General features: G+C 57.9%; 27 protein-coding genes. 8 read left to right on the forward strand and 19 right to left on the reverse strand.

Going from position 1 to position 24736, the window contains the following annotated elements:
* Positions 1-4 precede the first annotated feature (4 nt).
* Positions 5-1729, forward strand: coding sequence for an SLC13 family permease (locus tag ACT5M9_RS15580; protein WP_457982384.1), 1725 nt, complete (start codon positions 5-7; stop codon positions 1727-1729).
* 145 nt (positions 1730-1874) lie between these two features.
* Positions 1875-2465 carry an adenylyl-sulfate kinase gene (gene cysC, locus ACT5M9_RS15585; protein ID WP_457982385.1) on the forward strand — a complete coding sequence of 197 codons (591 nt, stop codon included), beginning with the start codon at positions 1875-1877 and terminating at the stop codon, positions 2463-2465.
* Between the two features lie 347 nt (positions 2466-2812).
* On the opposite strand, the gene ACT5M9_RS15590 is transcribed toward cysC, so the two are convergent.
* From ACT5M9_RS15590 to ACT5M9_RS15650, 13 genes are all read right to left on the reverse strand, one after another.
* Complete coding sequence (locus ACT5M9_RS15590) at positions 2813-4153, reverse strand: tetratricopeptide repeat protein (RefSeq protein WP_457982387.1); 1341 nt, start codon at positions 4151-4153, stop codon at positions 2813-2815.
* A gap of 138 nt (positions 4154-4291) precedes the next feature.
* The gene (locus ACT5M9_RS15595) at positions 4292-5197 is read right to left on the reverse strand and encodes a hypothetical protein (protein ID WP_457982389.1); all 906 of its coding nucleotides are present in this window, start codon (positions 5195-5197) and stop codon (positions 4292-4294) included.
* A 237-nt stretch (positions 5198-5434) separates the two neighbouring features.
* Entirely contained in the window at positions 5435-5794 is a 360-nt protein-coding gene (locus tag ACT5M9_RS15600) for a hypothetical protein (RefSeq protein ID WP_457982390.1), read from the reverse strand.
* A gap of 215 nt (positions 5795-6009) precedes the next feature.
* Positions 6010-6966 (reverse strand): alpha/beta hydrolase family protein, encoded by a 957-nt coding sequence (locus ACT5M9_RS15605; RefSeq protein ID WP_457982391.1) that lies wholly within the window; start codon positions 6964-6966, stop codon positions 6010-6012.
* A gap of 645 nt (positions 6967-7611) precedes the next feature.
* The gene (locus ACT5M9_RS15610; RefSeq protein WP_457982392.1) at positions 7612-9240 is read right to left on the reverse strand and encodes a methyl-accepting chemotaxis protein; all 1629 of its coding nucleotides are present in this window, start codon (positions 9238-9240) and stop codon (positions 7612-7614) included.
* 271 nt (positions 9241-9511) lie between these two features.
* Positions 9512-10363, reverse strand: a complete 852-nt coding sequence (locus tag ACT5M9_RS15615) for a TIGR03899 family protein (RefSeq protein ID WP_457982393.1) — start codon at positions 10361-10363, stop codon at positions 9512-9514.
* Between the two features lie 170 nt (positions 10364-10533).
* A complete protein-coding gene (locus ACT5M9_RS15620) occupies positions 10534-11004 on the reverse strand; it encodes a DUF3299 domain-containing protein (RefSeq protein ID WP_457982448.1) in 471 nt (156 codons plus the stop codon).
* Positions 11005-11027: 23 nt separating this feature from the next.
* On the reverse strand, positions 11028-12275 hold the full coding sequence (locus tag ACT5M9_RS15625) for an ABC transporter permease (protein WP_457982394.1): 1248 nt from the start codon (positions 12273-12275) through the stop codon (positions 11028-11030).
* Between the two features lie 79 nt (positions 12276-12354).
* Entirely contained in the window at positions 12355-13041 is a 687-nt protein-coding gene (locus ACT5M9_RS15630; RefSeq protein WP_457982395.1) for an ABC transporter ATP-binding protein, read from the reverse strand.
* A gap of 4 nt (positions 13042-13045) precedes the next feature.
* Positions 13046-13615: a DUF2796 domain-containing protein gene (locus ACT5M9_RS15635; RefSeq protein WP_457982396.1), complete on the reverse strand. Its 570-nt coding sequence runs from the start codon at positions 13613-13615 to the stop codon at positions 13046-13048.
* A 40-nt stretch (positions 13616-13655) separates the two neighbouring features.
* Positions 13656-13946: a hypothetical protein gene (locus tag ACT5M9_RS15640; protein WP_457982397.1), complete on the reverse strand. Its 291-nt coding sequence runs from the start codon at positions 13944-13946 to the stop codon at positions 13656-13658.
* 43 nt (positions 13947-13989) lie between these two features.
* Positions 13990-14532 (reverse strand): YtfJ family protein, encoded by a 543-nt coding sequence (locus ACT5M9_RS15645; protein WP_457982398.1) that lies wholly within the window; start codon positions 14530-14532, stop codon positions 13990-13992.
* 221 nt (positions 14533-14753) lie between these two features.
* Positions 14754-15629, reverse strand: coding sequence for a hypothetical protein (locus ACT5M9_RS15650; protein WP_438549165.1), 876 nt, complete (start codon positions 15627-15629; stop codon positions 14754-14756).
* 140 nt (positions 15630-15769) lie between these two features.
* Here ACT5M9_RS15650 and ACT5M9_RS15655 point away from each other — a divergent pair, with 140 nt between their 5' ends.
* A complete protein-coding gene (locus tag ACT5M9_RS15655; RefSeq protein WP_438549164.1) occupies positions 15770-16102 on the forward strand; it encodes a hypothetical protein in 333 nt (110 codons plus the stop codon).
* 26 nt (positions 16103-16128) lie between these two features.
* Here the strand turns inward: ACT5M9_RS15655 and ppa are convergent, their stop codons facing one another.
* On the reverse strand, positions 16129-16659 hold the full coding sequence (gene ppa / locus ACT5M9_RS15660) for an inorganic diphosphatase (protein WP_349921090.1): 531 nt from the start codon (positions 16657-16659) through the stop codon (positions 16129-16131).
* A gap of 179 nt (positions 16660-16838) precedes the next feature.
* Here ppa and mpl point away from each other — a divergent pair, with 179 nt between their 5' ends.
* Together mpl and ACT5M9_RS15670 are read left to right on the forward strand one after the other, a co-directional pair.
* A complete protein-coding gene (gene mpl, locus ACT5M9_RS15665; RefSeq protein WP_457982399.1) occupies positions 16839-18206 on the forward strand; it encodes a UDP-N-acetylmuramate:L-alanyl-gamma-D-glutamyl-meso-diaminopimelate ligase in 1368 nt (455 codons plus the stop codon).
* A gap of 1 nt (position 18207) precedes the next feature.
* Positions 18208-18819, forward strand: coding sequence for a flavin prenyltransferase UbiX (locus ACT5M9_RS15670; protein ID WP_457982400.1), 612 nt, complete (start codon positions 18208-18210; stop codon positions 18817-18819).
* A 72-nt stretch (positions 18820-18891) separates the two neighbouring features.
* Here ACT5M9_RS15670 and ACT5M9_RS15675 read toward each other — a convergent pair whose 3' ends face one another.
* Positions 18892-19506, reverse strand: coding sequence for a TetR/AcrR family transcriptional regulator (locus ACT5M9_RS15675; protein ID WP_457982401.1), 615 nt, complete (start codon positions 19504-19506; stop codon positions 18892-18894).
* Positions 19507-19707: 201 nt separating this feature from the next.
* Here ACT5M9_RS15675 and hpt point away from each other — a divergent pair, with 201 nt between their 5' ends.
* From hpt to ACT5M9_RS15690, 3 genes are all read left to right on the forward strand, one after another.
* A complete protein-coding gene (gene hpt, locus ACT5M9_RS15680; protein WP_457982402.1) occupies positions 19708-20238 on the forward strand; it encodes a hypoxanthine phosphoribosyltransferase in 531 nt (176 codons plus the stop codon).
* Positions 20239-20346: 108 nt separating this feature from the next.
* Positions 20347-21264, forward strand: coding sequence for an ABC transporter ATP-binding protein (locus ACT5M9_RS15685; protein ID WP_438550774.1), 918 nt, complete (start codon positions 20347-20349; stop codon positions 21262-21264).
* On the forward strand, positions 21261-22034 hold the full coding sequence (locus tag ACT5M9_RS15690) for an ABC transporter permease (RefSeq protein ID WP_438550775.1): 774 nt from the start codon (positions 21261-21263) through the stop codon (positions 22032-22034). Before ACT5M9_RS15685 ends, ACT5M9_RS15690 begins: the two co-directional genes overlap by 4 nt.
* Before the next feature lie 61 nt (positions 22035-22095).
* On the opposite strand, the gene ACT5M9_RS15695 is transcribed toward ACT5M9_RS15690, so the two are convergent.
* The 4 genes from ACT5M9_RS15695 to folK form a co-directional block, all read right to left on the reverse strand.
* On the reverse strand, positions 22096-22443 hold the full coding sequence (locus tag ACT5M9_RS15695) for a putative quinol monooxygenase (protein ID WP_457982403.1): 348 nt from the start codon (positions 22441-22443) through the stop codon (positions 22096-22098).
* 15 nt (positions 22444-22458) lie between these two features.
* Positions 22459-23313, reverse strand: coding sequence for a pantoate--beta-alanine ligase (gene panC, locus ACT5M9_RS15700; RefSeq protein WP_457982405.1), 855 nt, complete (start codon positions 23311-23313; stop codon positions 22459-22461).
* 103 nt (positions 23314-23416) lie between these two features.
* Positions 23417-24211, reverse strand: a complete 795-nt coding sequence (gene panB / locus ACT5M9_RS15705) for a 3-methyl-2-oxobutanoate hydroxymethyltransferase (protein WP_438550778.1) — start codon at positions 24209-24211, stop codon at positions 23417-23419.
* Between the two features lie 18 nt (positions 24212-24229).
* Positions 24230-24727 carry a 2-amino-4-hydroxy-6-hydroxymethyldihydropteridine diphosphokinase gene (folK, locus tag ACT5M9_RS15710; RefSeq protein WP_457982407.1) on the reverse strand — a complete coding sequence of 166 codons (498 nt, stop codon included), beginning with the start codon at positions 24725-24727 and terminating at the stop codon, positions 24230-24232.
* Positions 24728-24736 lie beyond the last annotated feature (9 nt).

Raw genomic sequence — 24736 nt, forward strand, 5'->3', positions numbered from 1 at the left:
GCCCATGACCTGGCAACAATCCCTGGTGCTGGGTCTGCTGGCTGCTCTCGTGGCCCTGCTGATCCAGGGCAAACTCCGTCCGGCGCTGCTATTCTCGGGCGCCGTGCTCATCACCTACCTGAGCGGCATGGCGGACATCAACGCCGTGGTAGCGGGCTACACCAACAGCGCCCTGCTGACCCTGGTGCTGTTGCTGCTAGTGTCGCTCGCGGTGGAGAAGACCCGGATCATGAGCTGGTTCGCCAACCTGGTGGGCACGGGATCCTTCAACAAGGTGCTGGTGAAGGTGTGGTTCTCCACCGCCTTTCTGTCGGCCTTCGTCAACAACACGGCCGTGGTGGCCTCCATGCTGGGGGCGGTCAAACGCAACCCCAACCATGCCCCCTCCCGGCTGTTGCTGCCCATGTGCTTCGCGGCGACCTTTGGCGGCGTGCTGACTCTGATCGGCACCTCCACCAACCTCATCGTCAACAGCTTCCTCATCAAGATGGGGGCCGAGCCCCTCGGTATGTTCGACTTCTTCATGGTGGGGGCGGGGACCTTGTTGACTGGGCTGGTGGCCGTGCTGCTGTTTGCCCGCCACCTGCCGGAGCAGGATACCGAGATGAGCCGGGAATCCGGCTATTTTCTCGAGGCCAAGGTGGGCCCCGGCTCGCCCCTGGCCGGGCGCAGCGTCAAGGAGAACGGCCTGCGCAGCCTTAAAAGCCTCTATCTCGCCGAGATCATCCGCGGCAACCAGGTGATCTGCCCGGTGCAGCCGGAGCACGAGCTGCACGAGGGGGACATGCTGCTGTTTTGCGGCGATGTGGAGAGTGTCGGCGTGCTGCAGGAGCTCAAGGGGCTGGATCTCTATGGTCAGCATCGTCTCAACGGCCAGCATCTGGTGGAGGTGATCGTCAGCCACAGCTCGCGGCTGGTGGGGCAATCCATCAAGGATGCGGAGTTTCGCACCCACTTCGATGCCGTGGTGCTGGCGGTGCGCCGGGGCGAGACCCAGCTCACCGGCGGCCTCGGCCAGATTGAACTGCATGCGGGGGATACCCTGCTGCTGGCACCTGGCCCCAAGTTTGCCGGCAACAAGTCCCTCGCCCGGGAGTTCGTGGTGGTGAGCGGGCTGGAGGCCTCTACCCGTCTCGATGGCAACCGCAGCGCCGCCGTGATCCTGGGCTTTCTCGGGGTGTTGGCCCTGTCGGTATTCGGTCTGGTGCCGCTATTCAAGGGCTTGCTGGTGATGCTGGTGGTGCTGCTGTTCTCCCGCATCCTGACCCTGGACGAGATCCGCCGCCGCTTTCCGCTCGATATCTGGCTGGTGGTGGGCGGGGCGCTTGCCATCGCCGATCAGCTGGAGCGAAGTGGCTTGGCCCGCCTCATCGCCGACTGGTTGATGGGGGAGTTCGACGGTGCCAGCCCCTTCATCGCCTTCCTCGGCATCTATCTGTTCACCCTGGTGCTGACCGAGCTGATGAGCAACAACGCGGCGGCGGCCCTGGCCTTCCCCATGGGTTATCAGCTGGCGCTCAGCATGGACGTATCGACCATGCCGTTCATTCTGGCGGTGCTGTTCGGGGCCAGCTCCAGTTTCATACTGCCCTATGGTTATCAGACCAATCTCATGGTCTATGCGGCGGGCAACTACAGGATGCCGGACTACCTCAGGCTGGCCCTGCCGGTGTCCCTGGCCTACAGCCTGGGGGTGATCTGCATGGTGCCCCTGCTGTTCCCGTTTTAAGGCGGTGCAACCCTGGTGCTTGGGTGTCTCGCAGGGAATATAAATACACGACGACCATGGCACCCGTCATTGACGGGTGGAGGCTGAGCTCCTGGGAGCCAGACCCTTTCAGCATTGAGGCGCGAGCGCCAAGCAAGGAGTGTGAATGAGCAATATCGTGTGGCATGCCCATGCCGTCGACAAACAGAGCCGGGCCGCGCAGAAGGGACAGAAGCCGCTGGTGATCTGGTTCACCGGCCTCTCCGGGGCGGGCAAGTCCACCCTGGCGGGGGCCTTGGAGCAGGCGCTGGCTATGGATGGCAAGCACACCTATCTGCTGGATGGGGACAATGTGCGCCACGGTCTGTGCGGCGATCTCGGCTTCGACGACGCGGCCCGTCAGGAGAATATCCGCCGGGTCGGCGAAGTGGCAAAACTGATGGTGGATGCGGGCCTGATCGTGCTCACCGCCTTTATCTCACCGTTCCGTGTCGAACGGGAGCTGGTGCGCAATCTGCTGGGGGCGGACGAGTTTGTCGAGGTGTTTGTCGATGCGCCGCTCTCAGTGTGCGAGGAGCGCGATCCCAAGGGGCTCTACAAGAAGGCGCGGGCCGGAGAGATCCGCAACTTCACCGGTATCGACTCTGCCTACGAGGCACCCGAGCAGCCGGAGATCCATCTACTCAACGCCGGCAAGCCGGTAGAGGTGCTGGTGGATGAGCTACTGACCGCCCTGCGGCAGGGGAACTACCTGTAATTGTTGAGTGGCGCCGTCTTAGGCGCTGAATTGTTATCTCGGCGCGGTTATTCGCGATTGTCCGTATACGCTGCGCTATTCGAACCTACGGGCTTTCTGTGTGCAAAAACCTGTTATAAACGCCACGGCATTGGTGACGATTGGTAAAAATAGAAAACCGGAAATCGACTTTAGCCTGACGATAAAATTACCGGCTTAAAATGCTCGGTTAAAATTCACGATGCGAATTTAACGCAAAAACTTGTTAAACCTGACGCATAACGCCGCATTAAGTAGTGAGCAACGCTAGCCACCTAACTTAAACCCTTACACCGTAAACACTAAACCTAACTTTGGATACAGAGTACTTAGCGTTGGGAATCTGCCTTAAACGCTTTGTTATATGCATCCAACCAGTCGTCCATTATAATTTTGAGTTCATCATTAACATTCATATAGTATTTATCTATATGCTTAGGAATCTCATGATATCTACCTTGTAAATTATAAAGGCTAAACAACATTTTATGTGCCCCTCTATCCACTGGATTGATATCTAATACCATTAAGCACAACTTAACAGCATTATCGTAATCCTTTATATTATTTTTTTTAAAATGAGCATAGTTATACAAATAGTCAACAGACTCTTTGTTTTCATTAACAAAATCAAAGCCAGCTTGGAATATCGACTCTGTAATTTCGTGATCTTCAAGCTCGGAAAGATAATAACCCGCATTCCCAAAGAACCGAATGTATTTGTTATTGACAGCGTATTCAAAATACTCAGATATGAGTTCCACAACTAAATTGTGATCAGACAAATCTGGAGCGCAGGCAGCTATTACATTGGAAACTTGCGCAATATCAGGGTTTAAAGAAATTGATTTTTTAAATGCTTTTATGGAATCAGAAATATCACCGTTTTTCGCTCGAATACAACCAAGGTTTAAGTATAACTCTGCCAAATAGTAAGGATTAACTCGTTGATAAGACCCAGATTCATAATCGGACTCTAAATCCAAACATTTTTTTTCAGTATAGTCAAACAATGCAATGAACTTTCTTAACTCATCCTCTTCATTTGAAATGTTAGGGTCATAGAGAATACCACCATCATTTTTTTGTTTACTTGCAGGATCGGCAATAATATGAATGGAGAATATCAATCGCCAAAAACATCCAAGTAGATATTCACCATATTCTTTAAGTGCAACAAGATTTCTTTCGTCATTATTATAATGGACAAATGGCACTTTAGAATGATTACCGTCTACAAAGTGAAAATAGTTAAAGTATAGAGAGTCTCCTTTTACGACAAAAACAGGTTCGATCATATCATGTGCTATTTTATTCCTTACATTTCTAACTGATTCAAACCAGAAAAAATCACTGAGGTTTTTTATATTTTCCTTTCTATTCGAATCAATCCAACGGTTGCCATTTATTTTTTTATTTAAATACAATGACATTAGTTCAAAATACTTATCTTTAATAACACTACAAGACATATAAATTTGATTTATTTCACTGCCATCATGAAGTTTAATAACATCACTATTAATAACTCCTTTAATACCATTAAGCTTACTTATTATTACTTTCTTTACCTCTAAGTATTTTCTTTTCTCTTCTATAGAGCGTTGCTTGCTAAAGATATCATCTAAATGTGCAAAAGCATGCTCAATCTCTTCAAATCTATACTTCATACTAAGTTCCTTTTTTGCATATAACGCCCGCTTAAGGGGCAGCCAACGCTACGACCAACTTTCCGCATAACATCATAATCACCAAAACCAACGCATAATAAAAATGCCGCGCGTTGGTTGTCCCTCTTGAACCGTTTGTTATACGCGTTCTAAAAGGTGCTCATATTTTTTAGGTAGTAAAGCGAACTCTCCCCAACCAACATGCTCTATGCAAAGACCAGAACCATTCTCTGTAACCTTACCGTACATTAATACGATTCTATCCTGACTGTTATCATAAATTCCCTTTTCGCGTTGCTTTTCATCCTGAAGTTTAAAGTAGAAGTCGTTAAACTCTTTCGTATTATAGCTAAGCTTAGTCATGCGGATGTTTTTAGGTGTCTTACCAGCGTTGAATGATTTAACAATTTTCCCATAATAAAGTTTGGGCTTGTTATCTGGACCAGTAATAGTTTTTATACTTCGAATATAATCTTGAAGTTGGACTGCATACTGACTATTTGGAAAGAAGAAGTGACGATGCAGATTTTCGTCAAAATTCTTTACTATACCTTTAACTGTTTTAAATTTACTTGGAAGGTTGAATGTTTCACCTCGATGCCTACCTATCGGCACAGAAGTTACAGGACCGTCAAGTTCCTCAACTTCCGTCTGGTCATACTCCTTTGCCTTTTTGTTCGGCACAATAGGCTTGTCTTGGATAAAACCCTCAACAATAACAAGTTCTTCATCTTGTATTGCTTTTTTGGCTTCTTCTTCATTTAAGTATTTTTTACCCTCAGCTTTCTTTGTGCGCAAACCACAATCTGTTTTTATGCTTCTTTTGTGAGCAAAATATGCAGCCCTACCATTGTCTGAATAATCTTTATCTCTTGGTGAACGGAACAAAGGAGCACAACATTCTGGGCAATAAATATTGTCGTGCATTTCCTCTTCGAACTCTGTTGTTAGAGCCTTTTCAGCATTTGCTTTAAGGTAAGCTTTATCACCACCATCAAAGCTCCAGCTCTTTAAAAAAAGTGCAAACTTAATTCTGTTTTCCATAGACACTCCAAACTTACACTCATAGCGTATAACGCCCGTCTTAAGCGGTGATCTCGTATGTTGGGCTAAAAATCGTAGGTTGGTGCTGAACGAAGTGAAGCCCAACGTTTACCGTGAAACGTATCTAAAAATTTGTGTTCTCGATAGGCCCAATCCATCTTTATCCCGCTCTGGTTGAGGTGATAATGCTCGTCTGTTGGGCTTCGCTACGCTCTGCGCCAACCTACAAAAGCGAGGCTACCGAGTATAAATATCGGAACGCTCATTTATTTTACCTAAACGAACTAACCTGGATGCAATGGAACCTTTTGTTCTTTTATGGATTCTTGATAATTCATCAATGCCTAAGCCCGAATCAAAGCTATTTGCCAATAGCTCATCTTCGTCTGGCTTCCACGGCTTCCCAGCATTTTCTGGTAAATCAGATTTACGCTTTTCAGAAATGATTGATGCTTCGAGGCTCTGTTTTGCAATAAATAATGCTCGAATGACTTTCGGCTGGTTGAAACAGCTTTCTTCAGATAACTCTTCACCGGTTTCAGGATTAATCCCCTCTGACAATGCTGAGATGATTTCTAAAGCCTTAATGACATCCATATTTTCCCCTTTAACGCTGAAGAACTTGTCTGTTGGGCTTCGCTACGCTCTGCGCCAACCAGCAAAACCACGCTACCGCCCCTGAATTTCAGCCTCCAGTTTGCTACATTTTCTCTGTGGTGTGACTCTGGTATGACTCATAGCTGACTCCGGCGAGAGTGAAATAATAAACTGTTATCACGGTATAAATAGGACATTTACCAGCATGCCCAGCTTCAATCAGTTGATGCTGGGTTATTGGTTGGGTCGCCTAACTTTGACTTTAACCATATATTCATATCTCTTGCTGTTTCTTTGCGCTGACTTCTCCCATCACGGTTTTTCAGCCCATGATCGAGCTCTTTATAACGCCGATACTCAATATTGCTCTTTCCGAGTTCTGTAAGACGCTGCATCAACTCATCTGTTTTTTGAGGTGATACCGACGTGTCTCTCCCTCCCTGAATGATCAGCAAAGGAGATTTTATGTTTTGCAGGGTATCAAGCTGATCGATGGAGAGCATCTGCTGCCACCAATGATAACCGTGTCCACTCACTTCAAGCTTAAATGGTTTACTGTTAAGAACATGTTCGGAAAACCCTTTAAAACCGTCGATCTCTTTTCTCGCCGCTTCGGGGTTTTTATGCTTTACCGCGATGCTGTGTGAGACGTCATCGATAAACCAGCGGCCACCGCCATTAAAGGCGATGGTGGCATCGATATAGTCAACATCTGCGGTCACCAGGTTGACGATAACTGCCCCTTCACTGCCGCCCAAGAGGATAAATGTCTCGTATTGCCCATTTTTTCGAACGGTATCGAGTACAGCCTTGATATCCGCTACCCGCTGCGCAGGGTTGTCCTTTTCAAGATACTGAGCAGGACAATCCTTGCGTGCCGGATCGGTACTGTATTTTAATTTGCGATTGATGCCGTACTTTTCGACCAGCAGAACATCAGCTTCTGGCCAAACATTTTTATAGTCAGTAAATATCGAGTCGATGTTCAGTATGCTGTTGCAATCAGAGCCTTGCAGAATCAACAGCAGTGTATCTGCATCATGGGAATGTTGGATCAAATAATAGGAGATAGGCGAACCATCATCCCTGCTGGCTGTGCGAGTAGTGATATCTTCAGCGTTACTAGTGAATGTCAAAAAGAGCAAAAGTAAAAATATCGCTCGGAGTTTCATTTTGGCCCCTGACAGTGATGAATATAAGGGTGCTACTTATCCGATAATCCGACCGTTTAAATGATTTTTATCACTTTTATGGCGGTGGTCTGAGAACTCACGATCTCTGGTATCAGAATATATTTGTGTTGCCACTCGTTATTTATTTCATCGGGCAAGGCTACCGCTCCTGAATTTCAGCCTCCAGCCTGCTGCTTGTTACCTGTGGTGTTGCTCTGGTCTGGCTCATGGCTAACTCCGACAAGAGGTGGTTCAGGTGGACATGTTACCGAACGGAGCCGGTTAGGGAAGGGTGAGATGGTCGTTTCTCGGGCAAGATCAATAAATTGAGCGGTCAGCGGGTTGTGTTCGAAGAGGGGGATGGGTGTCCTAACTCTCTCAAGGCTCGACGGTATCGGGGCGGGGCAGTGAAATAGGGACAGCCACTCTGTTGAGCGCAGTGTCGTGCAGCAGACATTTAGAGAACCGCAAAGGCAAGCTGTGGTGCGGGTGGATAAGCGGCTGGCTGCCTTGTGGGTTCGGGGTCTGATATAGAGATCTCTGCCATAGCCTCATAATGTCGATGGGCCCCGTCTCGTGAGAGACGGGGCCCATGCTTTTTTGTATTAGCGCACGGTCTTTAGGTCTGGTTTCCTCCATGAAGGCTTAGCGGGCGAGCAGGGCTCGACCACTGGGCTGAGGTTCATTGGCTGCATGGGGGGAGGGGCGTTGCTGGAACTGGCGCACCAGTCGCTCCAGTTCCCCGAGTTGTCGCACCAGCGCCACGACTCCCTGCACCGCGTGCTGGCTGCCCTGGCTGGAGTCGTCGGCGAGGCGCTTGATGCTGAGGACACTGCGGTCTATGTCGGCCGTGACCTCGGATTGCTCCTGCACCGCCTGGGCTATCTGGTTGCTGCCGGCAGTCACCTGCAGCAGGCGATCGCTGATCTGTTGCAGCACGTCGCCGGTGGCGGAGGCCTTGAGGCGACAACTGGCGGAGAGCCGCTCCCCCTGCGCCATCGCCTGCTCCGCATCTCCGGCACTGCCCTGCAAGAGGCTGATCATCTTCTGGATCTCTCCGGTGGAGGACTGGGTCTTGATGGCCAAGGATCTGATCTCGTCCGCCACCACGGAGAAGCCGCGCCCCGCCTCACCGGCGCGGGCGGCCTCAATGGCGGCGTTGAGGGCCAGCAGGTTGGTTTGATTCGCGATGCTGTTGATCACATCCAGGATGCCGTCGATGGCCCGGCACTGGGTGGCGAGCGTGTTGATCACCCCCTTGGAGGTGACCAGCTCGCTGTGCATCCCCTCCACCTCTTCGATGGTTTCCTGCACGCGGAGGTTGCCCTCTTTGAAGAGGTCTGCGGTCTCGTCCAGCCGATCGGAGGAGGCGGTGGAGCTTTGGGAGACCTCGCGGATGGACTGGGCCATCTGGGTGATGGCGGTGGCGACCTGATTGGTCTGGGCCTGCTGTTGCTGCAGGTTGTCCGTGATGGTCTCGGCGTTGTGCAGGTCCGTCTGGGCGGATGTCAGGATCTGCTGGCAGGTCTGCTGGGTGCGGGCCAGCACGGCGTTGAACTCCGCCTGGTTCATCTTCATGGCGAGCTCGACGGCGGCGAGCCGATCGACCCGGCCCGTGTAGAGCAGCTGCATCAGCGGGTTGTCGAAGCGGTTGCGGGCAAGCTCGCCCAGCTTGCCAAGACGCCGGGAGAGGGCGTTCACCACCAGTAGGCCGCCGATGAGAGGCAGGGCCGCGAGCCCGGCCAGCCAACCGGACTCATGGCCATAGCCGAGGCCAAACAGGGCGGCGAGGGCGAGCAGCAGGCAGCCATTGAGCACCAGCGTGTGGGAGAAGGCTGGCAGGCGCAGGGCCAGAGGTTCTTGCCCCTCTCTTAGGCCTGCGTAGACTTTCTCGGCTCGCCGCTTGAGCGCCTCGTCCGGCGCGGTGCGCACCGACTGATACTCCACCACCTTGCCGCTCGCATCCTGAATGGGGGTGACGAAGGCGTTGACCCAATAGTGATCCCCGTTCTTGCAGCGATTCTTGACCGGCCCCATCCAGCTCTTGCCCTCCCGGATATGACCCCACATATCGGTGAAGGCCAGGGCCGGCATGTCGGGGTGGCGCACCAGGTTGTGGGGGGCGCCCTGCAACTCTGCCAGGGTGAAGCCGGCAATCTGGCAGAACTCCTCGTTGGCAAAGGTGATGCGACTCTCCAGGTCCGTGGTGGAGATGAGATTCTGATGCGCCGGGTAGAGGCGCTCACGCTGGGTAACGGGCTGGTTGACTCTCATGGGGGCGTCCGACAATGGGAATGATGAGTCCTGACAATTCGGGACCAGTAGTCCCATCTGCAAACCGCGCACCAGAGTGTCGAGAGGCACTTAAAATGCGTGCGCAATGCATGTTTTCTGGCCAAAGTACGTGGATTGACGAAAACGGCCAAGGCCAGCGCGGCGACTAGCTGAATCGATTCGCTTTTTGGGAGCCGTTTTGGCAATGGCTGTGTCGGTTTCGCAATTTGGAAAGCAACAAAGCGGGAGCCCGTGTGGGCTCCCGGCTGATTCAGGCGGGGATGTCCGGTGCGCTGGCGGGGGGCTGCATCAGGGTTTCGATCTGCAGGTTGGTGGAGAGCAGGGTCTTGAGATCCTGCAGGTACTCCTCCAGCGGCGGCTCCTCCAGCAACTGGGCGAGCTCGTTGCCCACCGGGGTGAGGCGGTAGTAGAGCAGGGTGAGGTGACTCTGGCGCTGGCGCAAGCGCCAGTGTTGGTTACCAAACGCAAGCTCCACCCCGTCGGCGGGCAGGGGGCCGGATTCGAGCTCCCCTCGGTGCAGCAGGCCGAGATCGAACAGCAGCAGCAGGGCGCTGTAGGGCACCCGGTATTTGCCGAGCCCCATGCGGGTGACTCTGGCGCGGCTCAGCAGGCTGGCCCCCTTGTGCATGCCGAGCAGCAGGCGCTGCTCGTCGCTGCCCTCGTAGTGGCAGCAGAGGGCGCAGATGCGCTGGAACAGCTGGGCCTCGCGCTGGGTCATCTCCTTGAGGGTGCTGAGGGCGCGGATGGAGAAGCGGCCCGGGGTCGCCACTTCCAGGGCGAAGATCCGCCCCCATAGCTGCTGCATGGGCACCATGCTGATCTCTTCGGCCAGCTGCAGGAAGCGGGTCAGCCAGTCGCTGTCCATCTCGCCGCCGGCGGCCGTCTCCTCGCAGTGGCGGGAGGCCATCACCATGATGGATTCCAGATTGCGCTGGCGTGCTGCCTGTTCAGCCAGTTGGCGGAAGGTGGCGCGCTGCTCGAAGGTGCTGTCGCTGTTGCGGGTCAGCATGCCGTCGATGCCGCGGCTGCGGGCCAGGCGCAGGGTCTGCTCCTGGCTGCTCAGGATGGAACTCTCTTTCTTGGGGGGCGGCAGATCGGCCATGCTGGCTCCGTGCTGGCTGAGGGGATTCAGGCTGGTATTGAATGTTACCCCAAGCAGCCAAACGAGCAATCCCTCAGGCGGGGCTCGGCCCAGATGTGCAGGCGGGATAACAAAAAGGCCTCCTGGGGGAGGCCATTTTGATTGCGTATCAAGGCAATAGACGCGGCGGCTTACTCCTCGTAGACGCTGACGTCGGTCGCCTCCATGGAGTAGGAGGCGGTGGCCATCTCGTGGCTGGAACTGACCGTGCGCATCTTGCCCTTCACCCAGATGGCATCCCAGAGATCATCCACAGGCGCGCCCTTGGGGTAGCTCACGTAGATCACCTGATTGGTGGGGGGCGGCGGCACGTGGATGCAGGCGCCGAAGTAGGGCACCAGCAGGAAGGCGGTGACCTTCTTGGCATCCCCCTCCAGCGGCACTACGAAGCCCGGGATGCGCAGATCCTGGTTGTCCAGCTTCTTGTTGACTCCGCCGACCGGCTGCGGCACCGAGGCCAGGTTGCCGTCGTGGCTGACCTGGGGCGGTGGCAGCAGTTTTTCACCCTCTGGAATGAGCACATCCCAGTCGATTGTCTTGTAATCCACGGCATGGGCAGGCAATGCCAACACACCCAACAGCACGGTCAGCACTCGCCACATCGTCATCTTTCCTCTTGTCATCGTCATATCCGGATACTCATGCCATCGCTCAGGCTGTAGCGATACGCGCGGGCGGCGGGCAGCAGGCCTATCACCATGCCCGCCAGCCACACCAGCCCCAGCAGTTGCCATTCGTAGGCGCTCGGCAGGCCCAGGCCAAGTTGCAGGCCATAGTGGCTGAGCAGCCAGGGGGTGGCAAGCAGTTGTCCGAGATAGAGGGCCCCGACCCCGAGGGCGATACCGAGGGTGGTGAGGGCCATGGCCTCCAGCGCCAGCAGCAGGAACAGGTGGGAGGGGCCGGCGCCGAGGGAGCGCAGGATGGCGAGCTCGCGGCGCCGCTCGTTGAGCCCCGCCAGCAATGTGGTCAGCATGCCGATGAGGCCCGCCACCACCACGAAGCCCGCGATGACGGTGAGCGCCGTCTCCATCACGCTCATCATGCCCCACAGCTCCTGCAAGGCGGCCCCCGGCAAGATGGCCATCAGGGGTTCGCCCGTGTAGGTGTTGATGCCGCGCTGCAGTTGGAACGCCAATATGCGGTTGCTCAGGCCCACCATAAAGGCGGTGATGGTCTTGGGGGTGAGATCCTGCGCCAGCGCCTGCTCGGCGGTGACGTTCTTGCTGTGACGACCCGTGTCCCAGCCGAGGTGGATGGCTTCGATGCCCGCCAGCGGCACGTGCACGGTGCGATCGACAGGGGTGCCGGTCGGCGCCAATATCCCTACCACCTTGAACGGCAGGTTGTCGTGCTGACTGAAAGAGGTGTTGCCGGCGCCGTGGGCGATGATGATGGACTGATCCAGCTTGTAGCCGAGCTTCTCGGCTACCTGGGCGCCGAGCACCGCCTCGAACGGCGTCTCGAACGGACGTCCCTCCCGCAGTTGCAACGACTGTTGCTGGCCGTATTTCAGATGAGTGAAGTAGTCGCCGGTGGTGCCGAGCACCCTGAAGCCCTTGTGGGAGTCTCCGAGGGAGAGGGGAATGGTCCAGGCGATGCCGGGACGCTGCTTGATGGCCTGATAGGCGTCCCAGCCGACGTTGTTGGTGGGGTTGCCGATGCGAAACACGGAGTAGAGTAAGAGGTTCACCTGGCCGGAGCGGGCGCCGACGATGAGATCCGTGCCGGAGACCGTATTGGCGAAGCTCTCGCGCGCCTCGGTGCGCACCCGCTCCACCCCGAGCAGCAGGGTGACACTGATGGCCACGGCCAGCAGGGTGAGCCCGGCGGTGAGGCGACGGGCCCAGAGACTTTGCAGGGCGAGTTTCAGCATGGCGACCTCCGCGTTTTGAATGGCTGGCAGCCTGCCTGCGCGGATGCGCGTGGGTAGAGGTTCTGGTTGTCCGATCTCATCATGCAGCCCTCCGGTTGAGCCGTTGCAGGTTCTCCACCCGGGGGAAGAGGGGCTCGAGATAGGGGTCGTGGCTGACGAAGATAAGAGTCGAGCCCTGCTTGTCGCACTCCTCGAACAGCAGCTTGATGAAGGCGGCCCTGTTGTCGGTATCGAGCGCCGAGGTAGGCTCGTCGGCGATCACCAGGGGCGGTGAGCCGATCAGTGCCCGGGCGGCGGCGACCCTCTGCTGCTGGCCAATGCTCAAGGCATGGACCGGCCTGTGCAACGCCTCGTCCGGCAACTGCAATTCCCCCAACAGGCGGCGAGCCTCCTGTTCTGGACTGCCATGCAGGCGGGATCGCTTCTGTGGGGAGAAGGTGAGGGCCGTAGTGACGTTGTCCAGTACGGATAAAAAGGGCAGCAGATTGAACTGCTGGAAGATGTAACCCAGATTGGCCGCCCGGAAGTGGTCACGGGCGCGGCCGGAGAGCTGGGCCAAGGGCTGGCCCAGCACCTCCAGGGTGCCGTGGTTGGCGGTCTGGATCCCGGCGAGCAGCCCGAGCAGGGTCGACTTGCCGGAACCCGATGGGCCCTTGATGAATACCCGCTCCCCCTGCGTGATGCGCAGGGAGGGCAGATCGAGTACAGCCTCACCACCTGGCCAGGCGAAGGCCAGATCGCGGATCTCAACCACGGCGTTTGTCATGGGATCACCAGTTCAGTTTGTAGGCGGACGGGGTCAGCTCGGCCGCGGTCTGGCCGGCGGGCAGGATGCCCTGCACGCTCAGCTTCTCCAGGCTCGGGTAGACACTGAACAGGGTGGCTTCCAGCCCGGTCAGCTTGGCCGGTGTCTGGCAGTTGTAGGTGTACATGGCGCCCATGTCGGCGTGACCGTCTTCGTGGTGATGTTCGTCGTGATCGGCGTCAGCCTTGTCATGGTCATGGTCGTGATCATGCTCTTCCTTGGGGGCATTGATCTCCTGCTGGGCCAGGGTGCAACCGGCGGCGGGGTCGAGGCGGAACAGGGCATCCGGTTGCTTGAGCTGGGCCATGGCCTTGGCGAATTGCGCCTTCTCGGCATCCGTCTTGGCGGCGTGCTCGAAGCCCACCAGATCGGCGGCGGGAGCCTGCAGCTCGATCATCAGCTGGTTGCCATCGAGCACCAGGTTGAGGTGGCCGTGGCCATGCTCGTGAGCGCCGTGGCCGTGGCTCTCGTGTTCATCGTGGTTGGCTTGCACGCCAAAGGCGGCAACCGCCAGTAACAGGGTGGCAGCTTTCATCGTTAATCCTTTCAAAATTATTGATAAATAATGGAAATATTTAAACGAACAGACGATGAATGGCGGGCGGTGCACGGATGCTGTAGTGGGGGCTGTACAGACGCGAGACGCGGGTGATCTCGGTGGAGAGGGGCGGGTAGGCGACAAAGGGCTGGGCTGGAGCCAGGGCGCCGGGGGTCAGGGCCAGCTTGCCATCCAGGTGGAGGGCGCAGATCAGGCAATGGTGGCTATGGCCGGGCAGGTCCGCTTCCAGCGGATGCTGCGCTAGCGCCGGTTGCAACCACAACCAGCCCAGCAGCAACAACCCGATTTTCAGCTTGGAACGAACCATAAGCCCCTGTGGAAAGGGCGCCATCAGCGCCCTTCTCTCTGATTCAGAGATGGGACTTGATGAGCCCCATCACCTTGGTGATATCGGTGGCATCGAGCTGGCCATCTTTGGCGAACAGCACCTTGCCTTCTTTATCCAGCAATATGATGGCCGAACTCTCCGGGGTCAGATCCCAGGCGTTGCGGGCCATGCCCTTGGCATCCAGTATCATGGCGGACCAGGGGAACTCCTTCTTGCTGTCTTCGGCGCTGCTCTTCACAAAGCCGGAGGTGCCCCAGATGGCGTCATTGCTGTTGATGATGGTGACCGTCTGGTACTGATCATGGGGCAGCTTGGCGGCCTTGATCGCCTCGATCATGGGGCCGTTGAGCTCCTTGGCGCTGGAGCGACCCGCGATGTGCTGGATCAAGAATACCTTGCCGGTCAGCACCTTGCTCTGCCAGGGCTGGTAGCTTATCTCCTTGTCCTTCAACACCAGTTCGCCCTTGTCGGCGATATTGACCAGGGGAACCTGGGCGGATTGCTTGATGTTGTGGGCCATGACCAAGCTCGGCAGCAGCGCCAGAGTAAGTACGAGATGTTTCATCCGTATGACACTCCTTTGTTATGTTATAACGACTTGTGGTTGAGGGAAAGAGGCACCCTACATCCTAAACTGATCGGATCTGTTTAAAAAGTGTTAAATGTTATCACCTTGTGGATCCTGCCGGCGCGGCCATCTGTAACACGGCCCCCTGGCAAGGGCCGCTAGAATCGCATGCAGTCGATAAAGATCAACCGCTTATCAACTGGTTTGAGGAGTGGATTCTAGTAAAGGGGTTCACTGATCAGCGGGATCTGGGCCATGGTCATCTGCTGGGCCAGCAGGGGAGAGCCGGTCAGCAGCACGTGGCGCTGATTGCCGATCACTACCGTATCCCCCTCGAGGCCGCTGTCCGCCGTGATGGCGAGCCAGGCGGGGGAGACGCTGCCGATGCTGATGTTGGGGTAGATGATGCTGAGCATGTACTGGGGGGCCAGCTCCGCCAGCAGGCTGGCCATCAGGAGTGCCTTCTCGTCGCTGTCGGCCTTGTTGTCCTGCAGGGCCTGGAGGGGGGGCGAGAAGTGATCCATCTGCTCGGGGGGAGTGGGGATGGCGTTCAGCCACTCCTGCAGCAGATGCACGCTGGTGGCCAGATCCTTGGCGGAAAACTGCTGGGCCAGGGGCTTGAGATCCCCCTTGAACTGGTAGAACAGCTGGGAGTAGTTGGGCCTCACGCAGGGCAGCTTGATGTTGGCCGGGTGCACACAGGGGGAGACCCGCATCTGGTAGAAGGCATCCTCCTGGTATTGCCGGTAGGCCTGCCAGAACTGGGTCGACTCCAGGCTGTTGTCGTGCAGGGTAAAGGCCTGCTCCAGATTGCGAAACTTGGTGGCGGTCTCCGGGCTGCTCTGGTTGATCTGGTTGATGCTGCTGTAGAGGCGCGGGCTGATGTAGGAGTAGAGCGTCTCGAGAGGATAGTTGAGGGAGGCATCGAGTTGGGTCATCTCGTGGCGACTGGCGGAGAGAATGCGCTCGTCCGTGCTCAGTTGCAGGTGCTTCTGCTGACCATCGGCGGAGAGCCACTGCCAGCTGAAACTGACCTCCTGAGCGCAAGAGGTGCCAACCATCAGACTCCACAGCAGAGCTTGTGCCAGTTTCATGGGGATGCTTCCTGCGCCGGTTGATATTAAACAACTAGGTGAGGGAGCGGGATTTGGATTGCTCCAATGAGGCTTTAGTTGGTAATTACTTGATAAAGCTTTAAATTTAATTTTGAAAATATTCGATTTGGAGGACGACCATGAAAGCTGGTGCCATGTTCCTGCTGCTCTTGACCACCCTGCCGGCGGCGGCGGGCCAGGTGATCGTCAATCAGGGGCTCTCCCCGGCGGATACCTTTGCCCTGCGGGACAGGTTGGCGCGCGAACACGAGTGGCAGGAGTGGCTGCGCTTCCAGCAGGCGGTGAAGTGGCTGGAGGTGTTGCCGGTGAACTGCGATCTGGTGGGCAGTGCGGGCGGGGAGTACCGCTGCGGTGATGACTACTATCGCCCCTATCGCGACAACGGCCGCGACATCTATATCCAGGGGGATCCCCCGGATCGTCAGCCACGGACAAACAAAAAGGCGCCATAAGGCGCCTTTTTATCGCGAGCAGACGCTTACTTGGCAGCGTAACGCTCGGCGGAAGTCAGGATCTCGGCTTCGGCGGCGGCCTTGTCGCCCCAGCCTTCCACCTTGACCCACTTGCCTGCTTCCAGCTCTTTGTAACGCTCGAAGAAGTGCTGGATCTGGGCCTTCAGCAGTTCGGGCAGATCGTTCACATCCTTGATGTGGTCGTATTGCTTGGTCAGCTTGGAGTGCGGCACGGCCACGATCTTGGCATCTTCGCCAGACTCGTCGGTCATCTTCAGCACGCCGACCGGGCGGCAGCGAATGACGGAGCCGGCCAGCAGGGGATAGGGAGTCGGAACCAGCACGTCGACGGGATCCCCATCCAGGGACAGGGTGGCGTTCACGTAGCCGTAGTTGCACGGGTAGAACATCGGAGTGGACATGAAGCGATCAACGAAGATGGCACCGCTGTCCTTGTCGACTTCGTATTTGATCGGGTCGGCGTTCTGCGGGATTTCGATGATGACGTAGATGTCGTCGGGCAGGCTCTTGCCAGCCGGTACCAGGTTCAGGCTCATGACATTTCCTTTAGCATGTTGGAGTCGAGTTTGCAGGCCGACATTATAGCGATGTCCCGTCAAATGACCATATTTCACGGCCACTGCGACAGCCTTGGTACCACAGTGGCAGCTTGGGTCTGCCAAATTCCGGTGACCTTGGTAGAATGCCCACTCCCTTCATTGGACAAGGCAGTGGTATGCACATTCATATTCTCGGGATCTGCGGCACCTTCATGGGTGGTCTGGCGGTGTTGGCGAAGCAGCTCGGCTATCGGGTGACCGGCTCGGATGCCAATGTCTACCCCCCCATGAGCACCCAGCTCGAGCAGCAGGGCATCGAATTGACCGAGGGTTATGATCCGTCCCAGCTCGATCCCGCGCCGGATCTGGTGGTGGTCGGCAACGCCATGAGCCGTGGCAACCCCTGCGTGGAGTATGTGCTGGATCGCAACCTGCCTTATATCTCGGGCCCCCAGTGGCTGCTCGAGCACGTGTTGAAAGATCGCTGGGTGCTGGCCGTGGCGGGCACCCATGGCAAGACCACCACCGCCAGCATGCTGGGCTGGGTGCTGGAATACGCCAAGCTGGAACCCGGCTTCCTCATCGGTGGCGTACCGGGCAACTTCCCTGTCTCGGCACGCCTCGGCTCTGCCCCCTTCTTCGTCATCGAGGCGGACGAGTATGACTGCGCCTTCTTCGACAAGCGCTCCAAGTTCGTCCATTACCATCCCCGCACCCTGATCATGAACAACCTGGAGTTCGACCACGCGGACATCTTCCCGGATCTCGCCGCCATCCAGCGCCAGTTCCACCACCTGATGCGCACCGTGCCGAGCAATGGCCGGGTGCTGTTCCCGCAGGCCGATCACAACCTCAGTGCCGTGCGCGAGATGGGCTGCTGGAGCGAGGTTGAGCTGGTGGGCCAGGACGATGCCAAGTGGAAGGCGGTCAGGCTGGCGGATGACGGCTCGGTGTTCGAGGTGTGGCTGGACGGTGTCAAGCAGGGGGAGGTGCACTGGGAGTGCATCGGCGAGCACAACGTCAACAACGGCCTGATGGCCATCGCCGCCGCCCGCCACGCCGGCGTCATGGTGGAGCACTGCATTGCCGCACTGTGCCAGTTCAAGTCCCCGAAGCGGCGGATGGAGCTGAAAGGAGAAGTGGCCGGCATCAGCGTCTATGACGACTTCGCCCACCACCCCACCGCCATCGAGACCACCCTCGGCGGCCTGCGCGCCAAGGTAGGCAAGGCCCGCATCCTGGCGGTGCTGGAGCCCCGCTCCAACACCATGAAACTCGGGGTGCACAAGGAGGAGCTGGCCGGCTGCTTCGACGGTGCGGACGAGGTGTTCTTCTTCCAGCCGCCGAACATCGGCTGGGATCTCGGCGAGGTGACCGCTCACATGCGCCGTCCGGCCCAGGTGTTCGGGGAGCTAGACGCCCTGATCGACGCCCTGGTGGCCGAGAGCCGCCCGGGGGATCATATTCTGATCATGAGCAACGGCGGCTTCGGCGGCATCCATGACAAGCTGCTCGCCCGCCTCCAGCAGAAGAACGCGAGTTAACATGGATAAACAGATCACCTTGGCGCTGACGGGGGCCTCCGGCGCCCCTTACGCACTGCGTTTGCTCGAGTGCCTGGTACAAGCCGATTACAGGGTCTATCTGCTGGCCTCCTCGGCCGCCCGGGTGGTGCTCAAGACCGAGCAGCAGGTGGATTGGCCGGGCAGCCCCAAGGAGCTGTCTGCCTACCTCTGCCGCCAATACGGCGTGAGGGAGGGGCAGATAGTGGCCTGTGGCAAGGAGGAGTGGTTCTCGCCGGTGGCCTCCGGCTCGGCGGCCCCCAGGCAGATGGTGGTCTGCCCCTGCTCCATGGGTACAGTCTCGGCCATCGCCAACGGCACTTCGGACAACCTGCTGGAGCGGGCGGCTGACGTGGTGATCAAGGAGCGGGGCCAGCTCATCCTGGTGCCCCGCGAGAGCCCGTTTTCCGCCATCCATCTGGAGAACATGCTGAAACTGGCGCGGCTCGGGGTGACCATCATGCCGGCGGCGCCCGGTTTCTACCATGAGCCCAAGAGCATCGAGGATCTGGTGGACTTCATGGTGGCGCGGATCCTGGACCACCTGGGCATCGAGCAGGCGCTGACTCAGCGCTGGGGTTATGCCAAGCCCTGAATCCTCACAGCCAGGCAAACAAAAGCGGCGCCGGACTCATCGTCCAGCGCCGCTTTTCATTGGCGAGGCGGCTTAGGCGACCTGAAGGGGGGCCGTCACATATTTGAACAGGAAATCAGTCACCTCTTCCCGGGACGGGCGCTGGGGCTGATTGATCATCTGCATCATGACGTAGCCAAACCCGGTCAGGGAGCGGGCCAGATCCTGCGCCGACAGCACGCTCTGGATCTCGCCATCGTCCATGGCTGTCTGCAGGTGGGGCGCGATGCGCTCCAGTGCCTTGTCCAGCAGACGGGTGTAGCGGGGCCAGACCTCTTCACGGACCGACGAGCTCCATTCCAGCCAGATACTGGCATGGTCCGGGCTGTCATAGGCGGCATCGACAAAGAGTTTGACGTGGCGGTGGATACTCTCCTTGACCGGCCCCTGACCGGTATAGGCCTGCTCGAGGATCTGTTGCACAAAACGCTCGATCTCTGCCAGGACTTCATCGACCAGATCTTCACGGGTGTTGAAGTAGTTGAACACGGTCGCGACCGATACCTTGGCCTGTTCCGCGATCTCGGCATGCCCCGCACGGCCGATGCCGCGACGGGAAAATACCTCGATGGCACATTCCATCAATTGATCACGACGAGCCTCCGGCGAGAGCCGGGTTCGACGTCTTATTTCTGCGCGTGGTTCCATAGTTTTTTCATCTAATAGTTATTGATTATGGTGTTTATAGTATTGTCACCGATAATGCCGAAAGGCTTGCTAACTCTATCAATTAAAATAAGCCGATAAAAGCATCACGTATGCCTGACGCCTCGGGGCTGGAATGGTAGAATCCTCGGCTTTGATGTACATGAACGGCCAATAACCCTTTGGCCATTATTGGAGTATGTGATGAAACATATCGTCGAGGTGATGATCTCCGAGGCCGAGGTTGCCGCCCGGATCGCCAAGCTGGGTGAAGAGATCACCGCGCGCTATCAGGGGTCCGATGAGGTGGTCATGATTGGCCTGCTGCGCGGTTCCTGCGTCTTCCTGGCCGACCTGTGCCGTCAGACCCAACTGCCCATCACTCTGGATTTTATGACCGCCTCCAGCTATGGCTCCGGCATGCACAGCACCCGTGACGTGCGCATCCTCAAAGATCTGGATGACGACATCAAGGGCAAGGATGTGGTGATCGTCGAGGACATCATCGACACCGGCTACACCCTCAACAAGGTGCGCGAGATCCTCTCCCTGCGTGAACCCAAGTCCCTGGCCATCTGCACCCTGCTGGACAAACCGTCCCGTCGGGAAGTGCAGGTACCGGTGGACTGGATCGGTTTCTCCATCCCGGACGAATTCGTGGTGGGCTGTGGTATCGATTACGCCCAGAAGTATCGTAATCTGCCGTTCATCGGCAAGGTAGTTCCGCAAGAATAAGCAAGGCTCAACAGTGGCGACGGCAGGGTGACTTTATCACCCCTGCCTGCAGGCGGCCTTGGCCGCCTTTTCTGTCTCGAGATGGGCCCATCCATCACAGGGGTTGCAATGAACGCATTGGAAATCAGCGGTCTGAAGAAGACCTATCAGGGGGGCGTCGAGGCCCTCAAGGGCATAGATCTCTGCGTCAAGCAGGGGGATTTCTTCGCCCTGCTCGGCCCGAACGGGGCGGGCAAGTCCACCACCATCGGCATCATCAGCTCCCTGGTGAACAAGAGCGCCGGCAAGGTCAAGGTGTTCGGCCACGATATCGATGGGGAGCTGGAACTGGCCAAGGCCCAGCTCGGTCTGGTGCCCCAGGAGTTCAACTTCAGCCAGTTCGAGAAGGTGAGCCAGATAGTCATTCATCAGGCCGGCTTCTACGGCGTCCCCAGTGCCGAGGCCAAGGTGCGTGCCGAGAAGTACCTGCGTCAGCTCGATCTCTGGGACAAGCGGGACATGGCGGCCCGTACCCTGTCCGGCGGCATGAAACGCCGCCTGATGATAGCCCGCGCCCTGATGCACGAACCCAAGCTGCTGATCCTGGATGAGCCGACCGCCGGGGTGGACATAGAAATCCGCCGATCCATGTGGAACTTCCTCAAGGATCTCAACGAGCAAGGGGTCACCATAATCCTCACCACCCACTACCTGGAAGAGGCGGAGATGCTGTGCCGCAACATCGGCATCATCGACAAGGGTCGGCTTATCGAGAACACCAGCATGAAGAACCTGCTCGGCAAGCTGGGACGGGAGACCTTCATGCTGGATCTGGCGCCGGGCTCCGCCTTGCCCAATGTGCCCGAGTTCCAGGGCCGCATGCAGGATGAGCGCACCCTGGAGGTGGAGCTGGACAAGAGCCAGTCCCTCAACAGCCTGTTCGAGCAGCTCTCCGCCCAGGGGGTGCAGGTGCAGAGCATGCGCAACAAGGCCAACCGGCTGGAAGAGTTGTTCGTCAACCTGGTGGAAGAGGGGCGTAAAGCATGAATACCAACACCTATTACATCGCCTTCAAGAGCATCCTGACCAAGGAAGTGGTGCGCTTCACCCGGATCTGGTTGCAGACGCTGGTGCCGCCGGCCATCACCATGAGCCTCTACTTCGTCATCTTCGGCAACCTCATCGGTAGCCGCATCGGGGAGATGGGGGGCTTCAGCTACATGGAGTTCATCGTGCCCGGCCTCATCATGATGTCGGTCATCACCAACGCCTACTCCAACGTCGCCTCGTCCTTCTTCAGCGCCAAGTTCCAGCGCAACGTGGAGGAGCTGCTGGTGGCACCGGTGCCGAACTACATCATCATCGCCGGCTACGTGGGGGGCGGGGTGGCCCGTGGCCTCTGCGTCGGCCTCATCGTCACCCTGGTGTCCCTGTTCTTCGTGCCGCTGCAGATCCACCATCTGTTCAGCGTCTTCATCACAGTGCTGCTGACCGCCATCCTCTTCTCCCTGGGGGGCCTCATCAACGCCGTGTTCGCCAAGACCTTCGACGACATCAGCATCATACCGACCTTCGTGCTGACGCCGCTCACCTACCTCGGCGGGGTCTTCTACTCCATCAGCCTGCTGCCGCCCTTCTGGCAGGGGGTCTCCCAGGTGAACCCCATCATCTACATGGTGAACGCGTTCCGTTACGGCTTCCTCGGGATCTCCGACGTGCCGCTCGGCACCGCTTACCTCATCATCATCGGCTTCATCGTGGCCCTCTACGGCCTGGCTTGGTGGCTCATCTCCCGCGGCACCGGCCTGCGGCACTGAGTGTTTGAACCATGAAAAAAGGCGCCTGCGGGCGCCTTTTGTTTCTTCGGATGTGACGGCTTCAGAGCACGGGGGCGTCGTAGCCCTCCGGCTCATCGCTGTAGACGCAGACGTTCCACTTGGCCGCCAGGCCATCGTCGGCGAGGCAGTAGCGCTCGAAGAAGGCCTTGATCTCGGCCCGCTGGCAGTGCGCCTCGAAGCTCGCCATGTCGCGCCAGATCTCGTTGAAGACGATGGGGAAGCTCTCCCCCTCGGCGAAGGGGCTGGGAATGTGACGAGTCACTATGTACTGCTGGCAGCCATCTTCCCGCAGGGTGTTGGGCTCCAGGCTCTGCAACACCTGGAACAGGGCCTGCTCCTTGCCCGGCTTGGGCTGGAACTGGGCGATGCAATAAACCTTCTTGGACATGGTCTCTCCTTGGGATCAGGCGCTAAGCGTGACGACGCGGTTGTCGATGAGGCGGGCCTTGCCGAGGTAAGCGGCCATCAGGATCACCAGTTGCTCGCTGTCGGCGGTGGCCGCTTCCAGGGTCGCCGCATCGACGATGTCGATGGCATCGGTCCGGAACCCGGCCTTGTCCAGACGCTGACTCGCCTGGGCCACTAGGGAGGGCAGGTGATGATCCCCTCCCTCGATCTGCTCGGCGATCCAGTTCATGGTGCGGGCGAGTTCCGGGGCCAGGGCACGTTCGGCGGCACTGAGATAGCCGTTGCGCGATGAGAGCGCCAGACCATCGTCGGCGCGCACGGTCGGCACGCCGACGATCTCGATGGGCATGGCCATGTCGTCCACCATCTTGCGAATGAGCGCCAGCTGCTGATAGTCCTTCTGGCCGAAGCAGGCCACATCCGGCTGCACCAGGTTGAACAGCTTGGTGACGACGGTACTCACCCCGCGGAAGTGGCCGGGGCGCAGCGCCCCTTCCAGCAGGCTGGAGAGGCCGGGCACCTCGACGAAGGTCTGGCTGGCCAGGCCATGGGGATACATGAGCTCCGGGGTCGGGGTGAACACCAGATCCACGCCGGCGGCCTGCAGGGCGGCACAGTCCTGTTCCAGGGTGCGGGGATAGTTGGCGAGATCTTCGGCCTTGTCGAACTGCAAGGGATTCACGAAGATGCTGACCACCACCTTCTCGCCGTGGCTGCGAGCCTCGTTGACCAGGGTCAGGTGGCCCTGATGCAGATTGCCCATGGTGGGCACGAATGCGATGGCGCGACCTTCACGGCGCCATTGACCGATCTGTTCGCGCAGGGCGGCGGGATTATTAACGACGAGCATCGATAGTTACCTTCGGGTACATCCAAGTGAGATGGGGGAGTGGGTCATCGGCAGATGGCGAAACGGGGGCTCAGGCCCCCGCTCGCATCCCTGAGGCCGGCAGTCAGTTGAAGCAGTGCTCCGGGCCCGGGAAGGTACCCTCACTGACCTCTTTCACATAGAGACGGATGGCGGCATGCATGTCGCCGGTCTCGGCCAGGAAGTTCTTGGTGAACTTGGGCACATAGCCCGAGGTGATGCCGAAGGCGTCGTGCATCACCAGGATCTGGCCGTCGGTGGCGGGCCCCGCCCCTATGCCGATCACCGGGATGCGCAGCGCCTTGGTGATGCGCTCGGCCAGGGCGACCGGCACGCATTCGAGCACCAGCAGCTGGATGCCGGCTGCTTGCAGCTCCAGGGCCTGGCGGTACATCTCCTGGGCATGGAACTCGTCGCGCCCCTGTACCTTGAAGCCGCCAAACACGTGTACGGATTGCGGGGTCAGCCCCAGGTGGCCGCACACCGGCACGCCGTTGCGGGTCAGGTGGCGGATGCTGTCACACAGCCAGTCGCCCCCTTCCATCTTCACCATGCGAGCGCCGGCGGCCATCAGGCGGGCGGCGTTCTGGTAGGTCTGCTCCGGGGTGGCATAGCTCATGAACGGCATGTCGCTCACCACCAGCGCCTTGCTGGTGCCGCGCACCACGCAGCGGGTGTGGTAGACCATCTCGTCCATGTTGACGCCCAGGGTGTCTTCTCCCCCCTGCAGCACCATGCCGAGGGAGTCGCCGATGAGCAGCACCTGGGCCCCTTCATCGTCGAACAACTTGGCGAAGCTGGCATCATAGGCGGTGATGGCGGTGATCTTCTGCCCGTCTTGCTTCATCTTCAACAGGCTGCTGGTGGTTATCTTGCTCATAACGTTGCTCCTACTTCTCTACTCGTCCGTGGCTTCGGCAAGGATCGACAGACCATTGCGCGGGCAGCGGGCAACCAGTTCGGCGAGCGGGGTGCCGCAGGGCAGCACCAGGTCGGGCGCCAGTTCGGCAAGGGGCAGCAGGACGAACTCCCGCTCCTTCATGCCGTAGTGGGGGACGGTCAGGCGTTCATGCTGGATGATCTGCTCCCCATAGAGCAGCAGATCCAGATCCAGGGTCCGCGGACCCCAACGCTCGTCCTTGCGCACACGTCCTTGTTCCAGCTCGATCTTCTGTAATTGGTCCAGCAAGGCCAGGGGGCCGAGCCGGGTCTGGAGTCGCACCACGGCATTGACGTAGTCCGGCTGATCCGCCGGTCCCATGGGGCGACTGCCGTAGAGGTGCGAGGCCTGTACCAGGTTAGACTCCGGCAACGCCATCAGTGCCATGATGGCGCGTCTGGCCTGGGCGAGGGGATCCCCCAGGTTGGAGCCGATGGCGACGAAGACCTCGATCATGGGATGGGC

It is taken from the genome of Aeromonas sp. AE23HZ002T15, assembly GCF_054165525.2.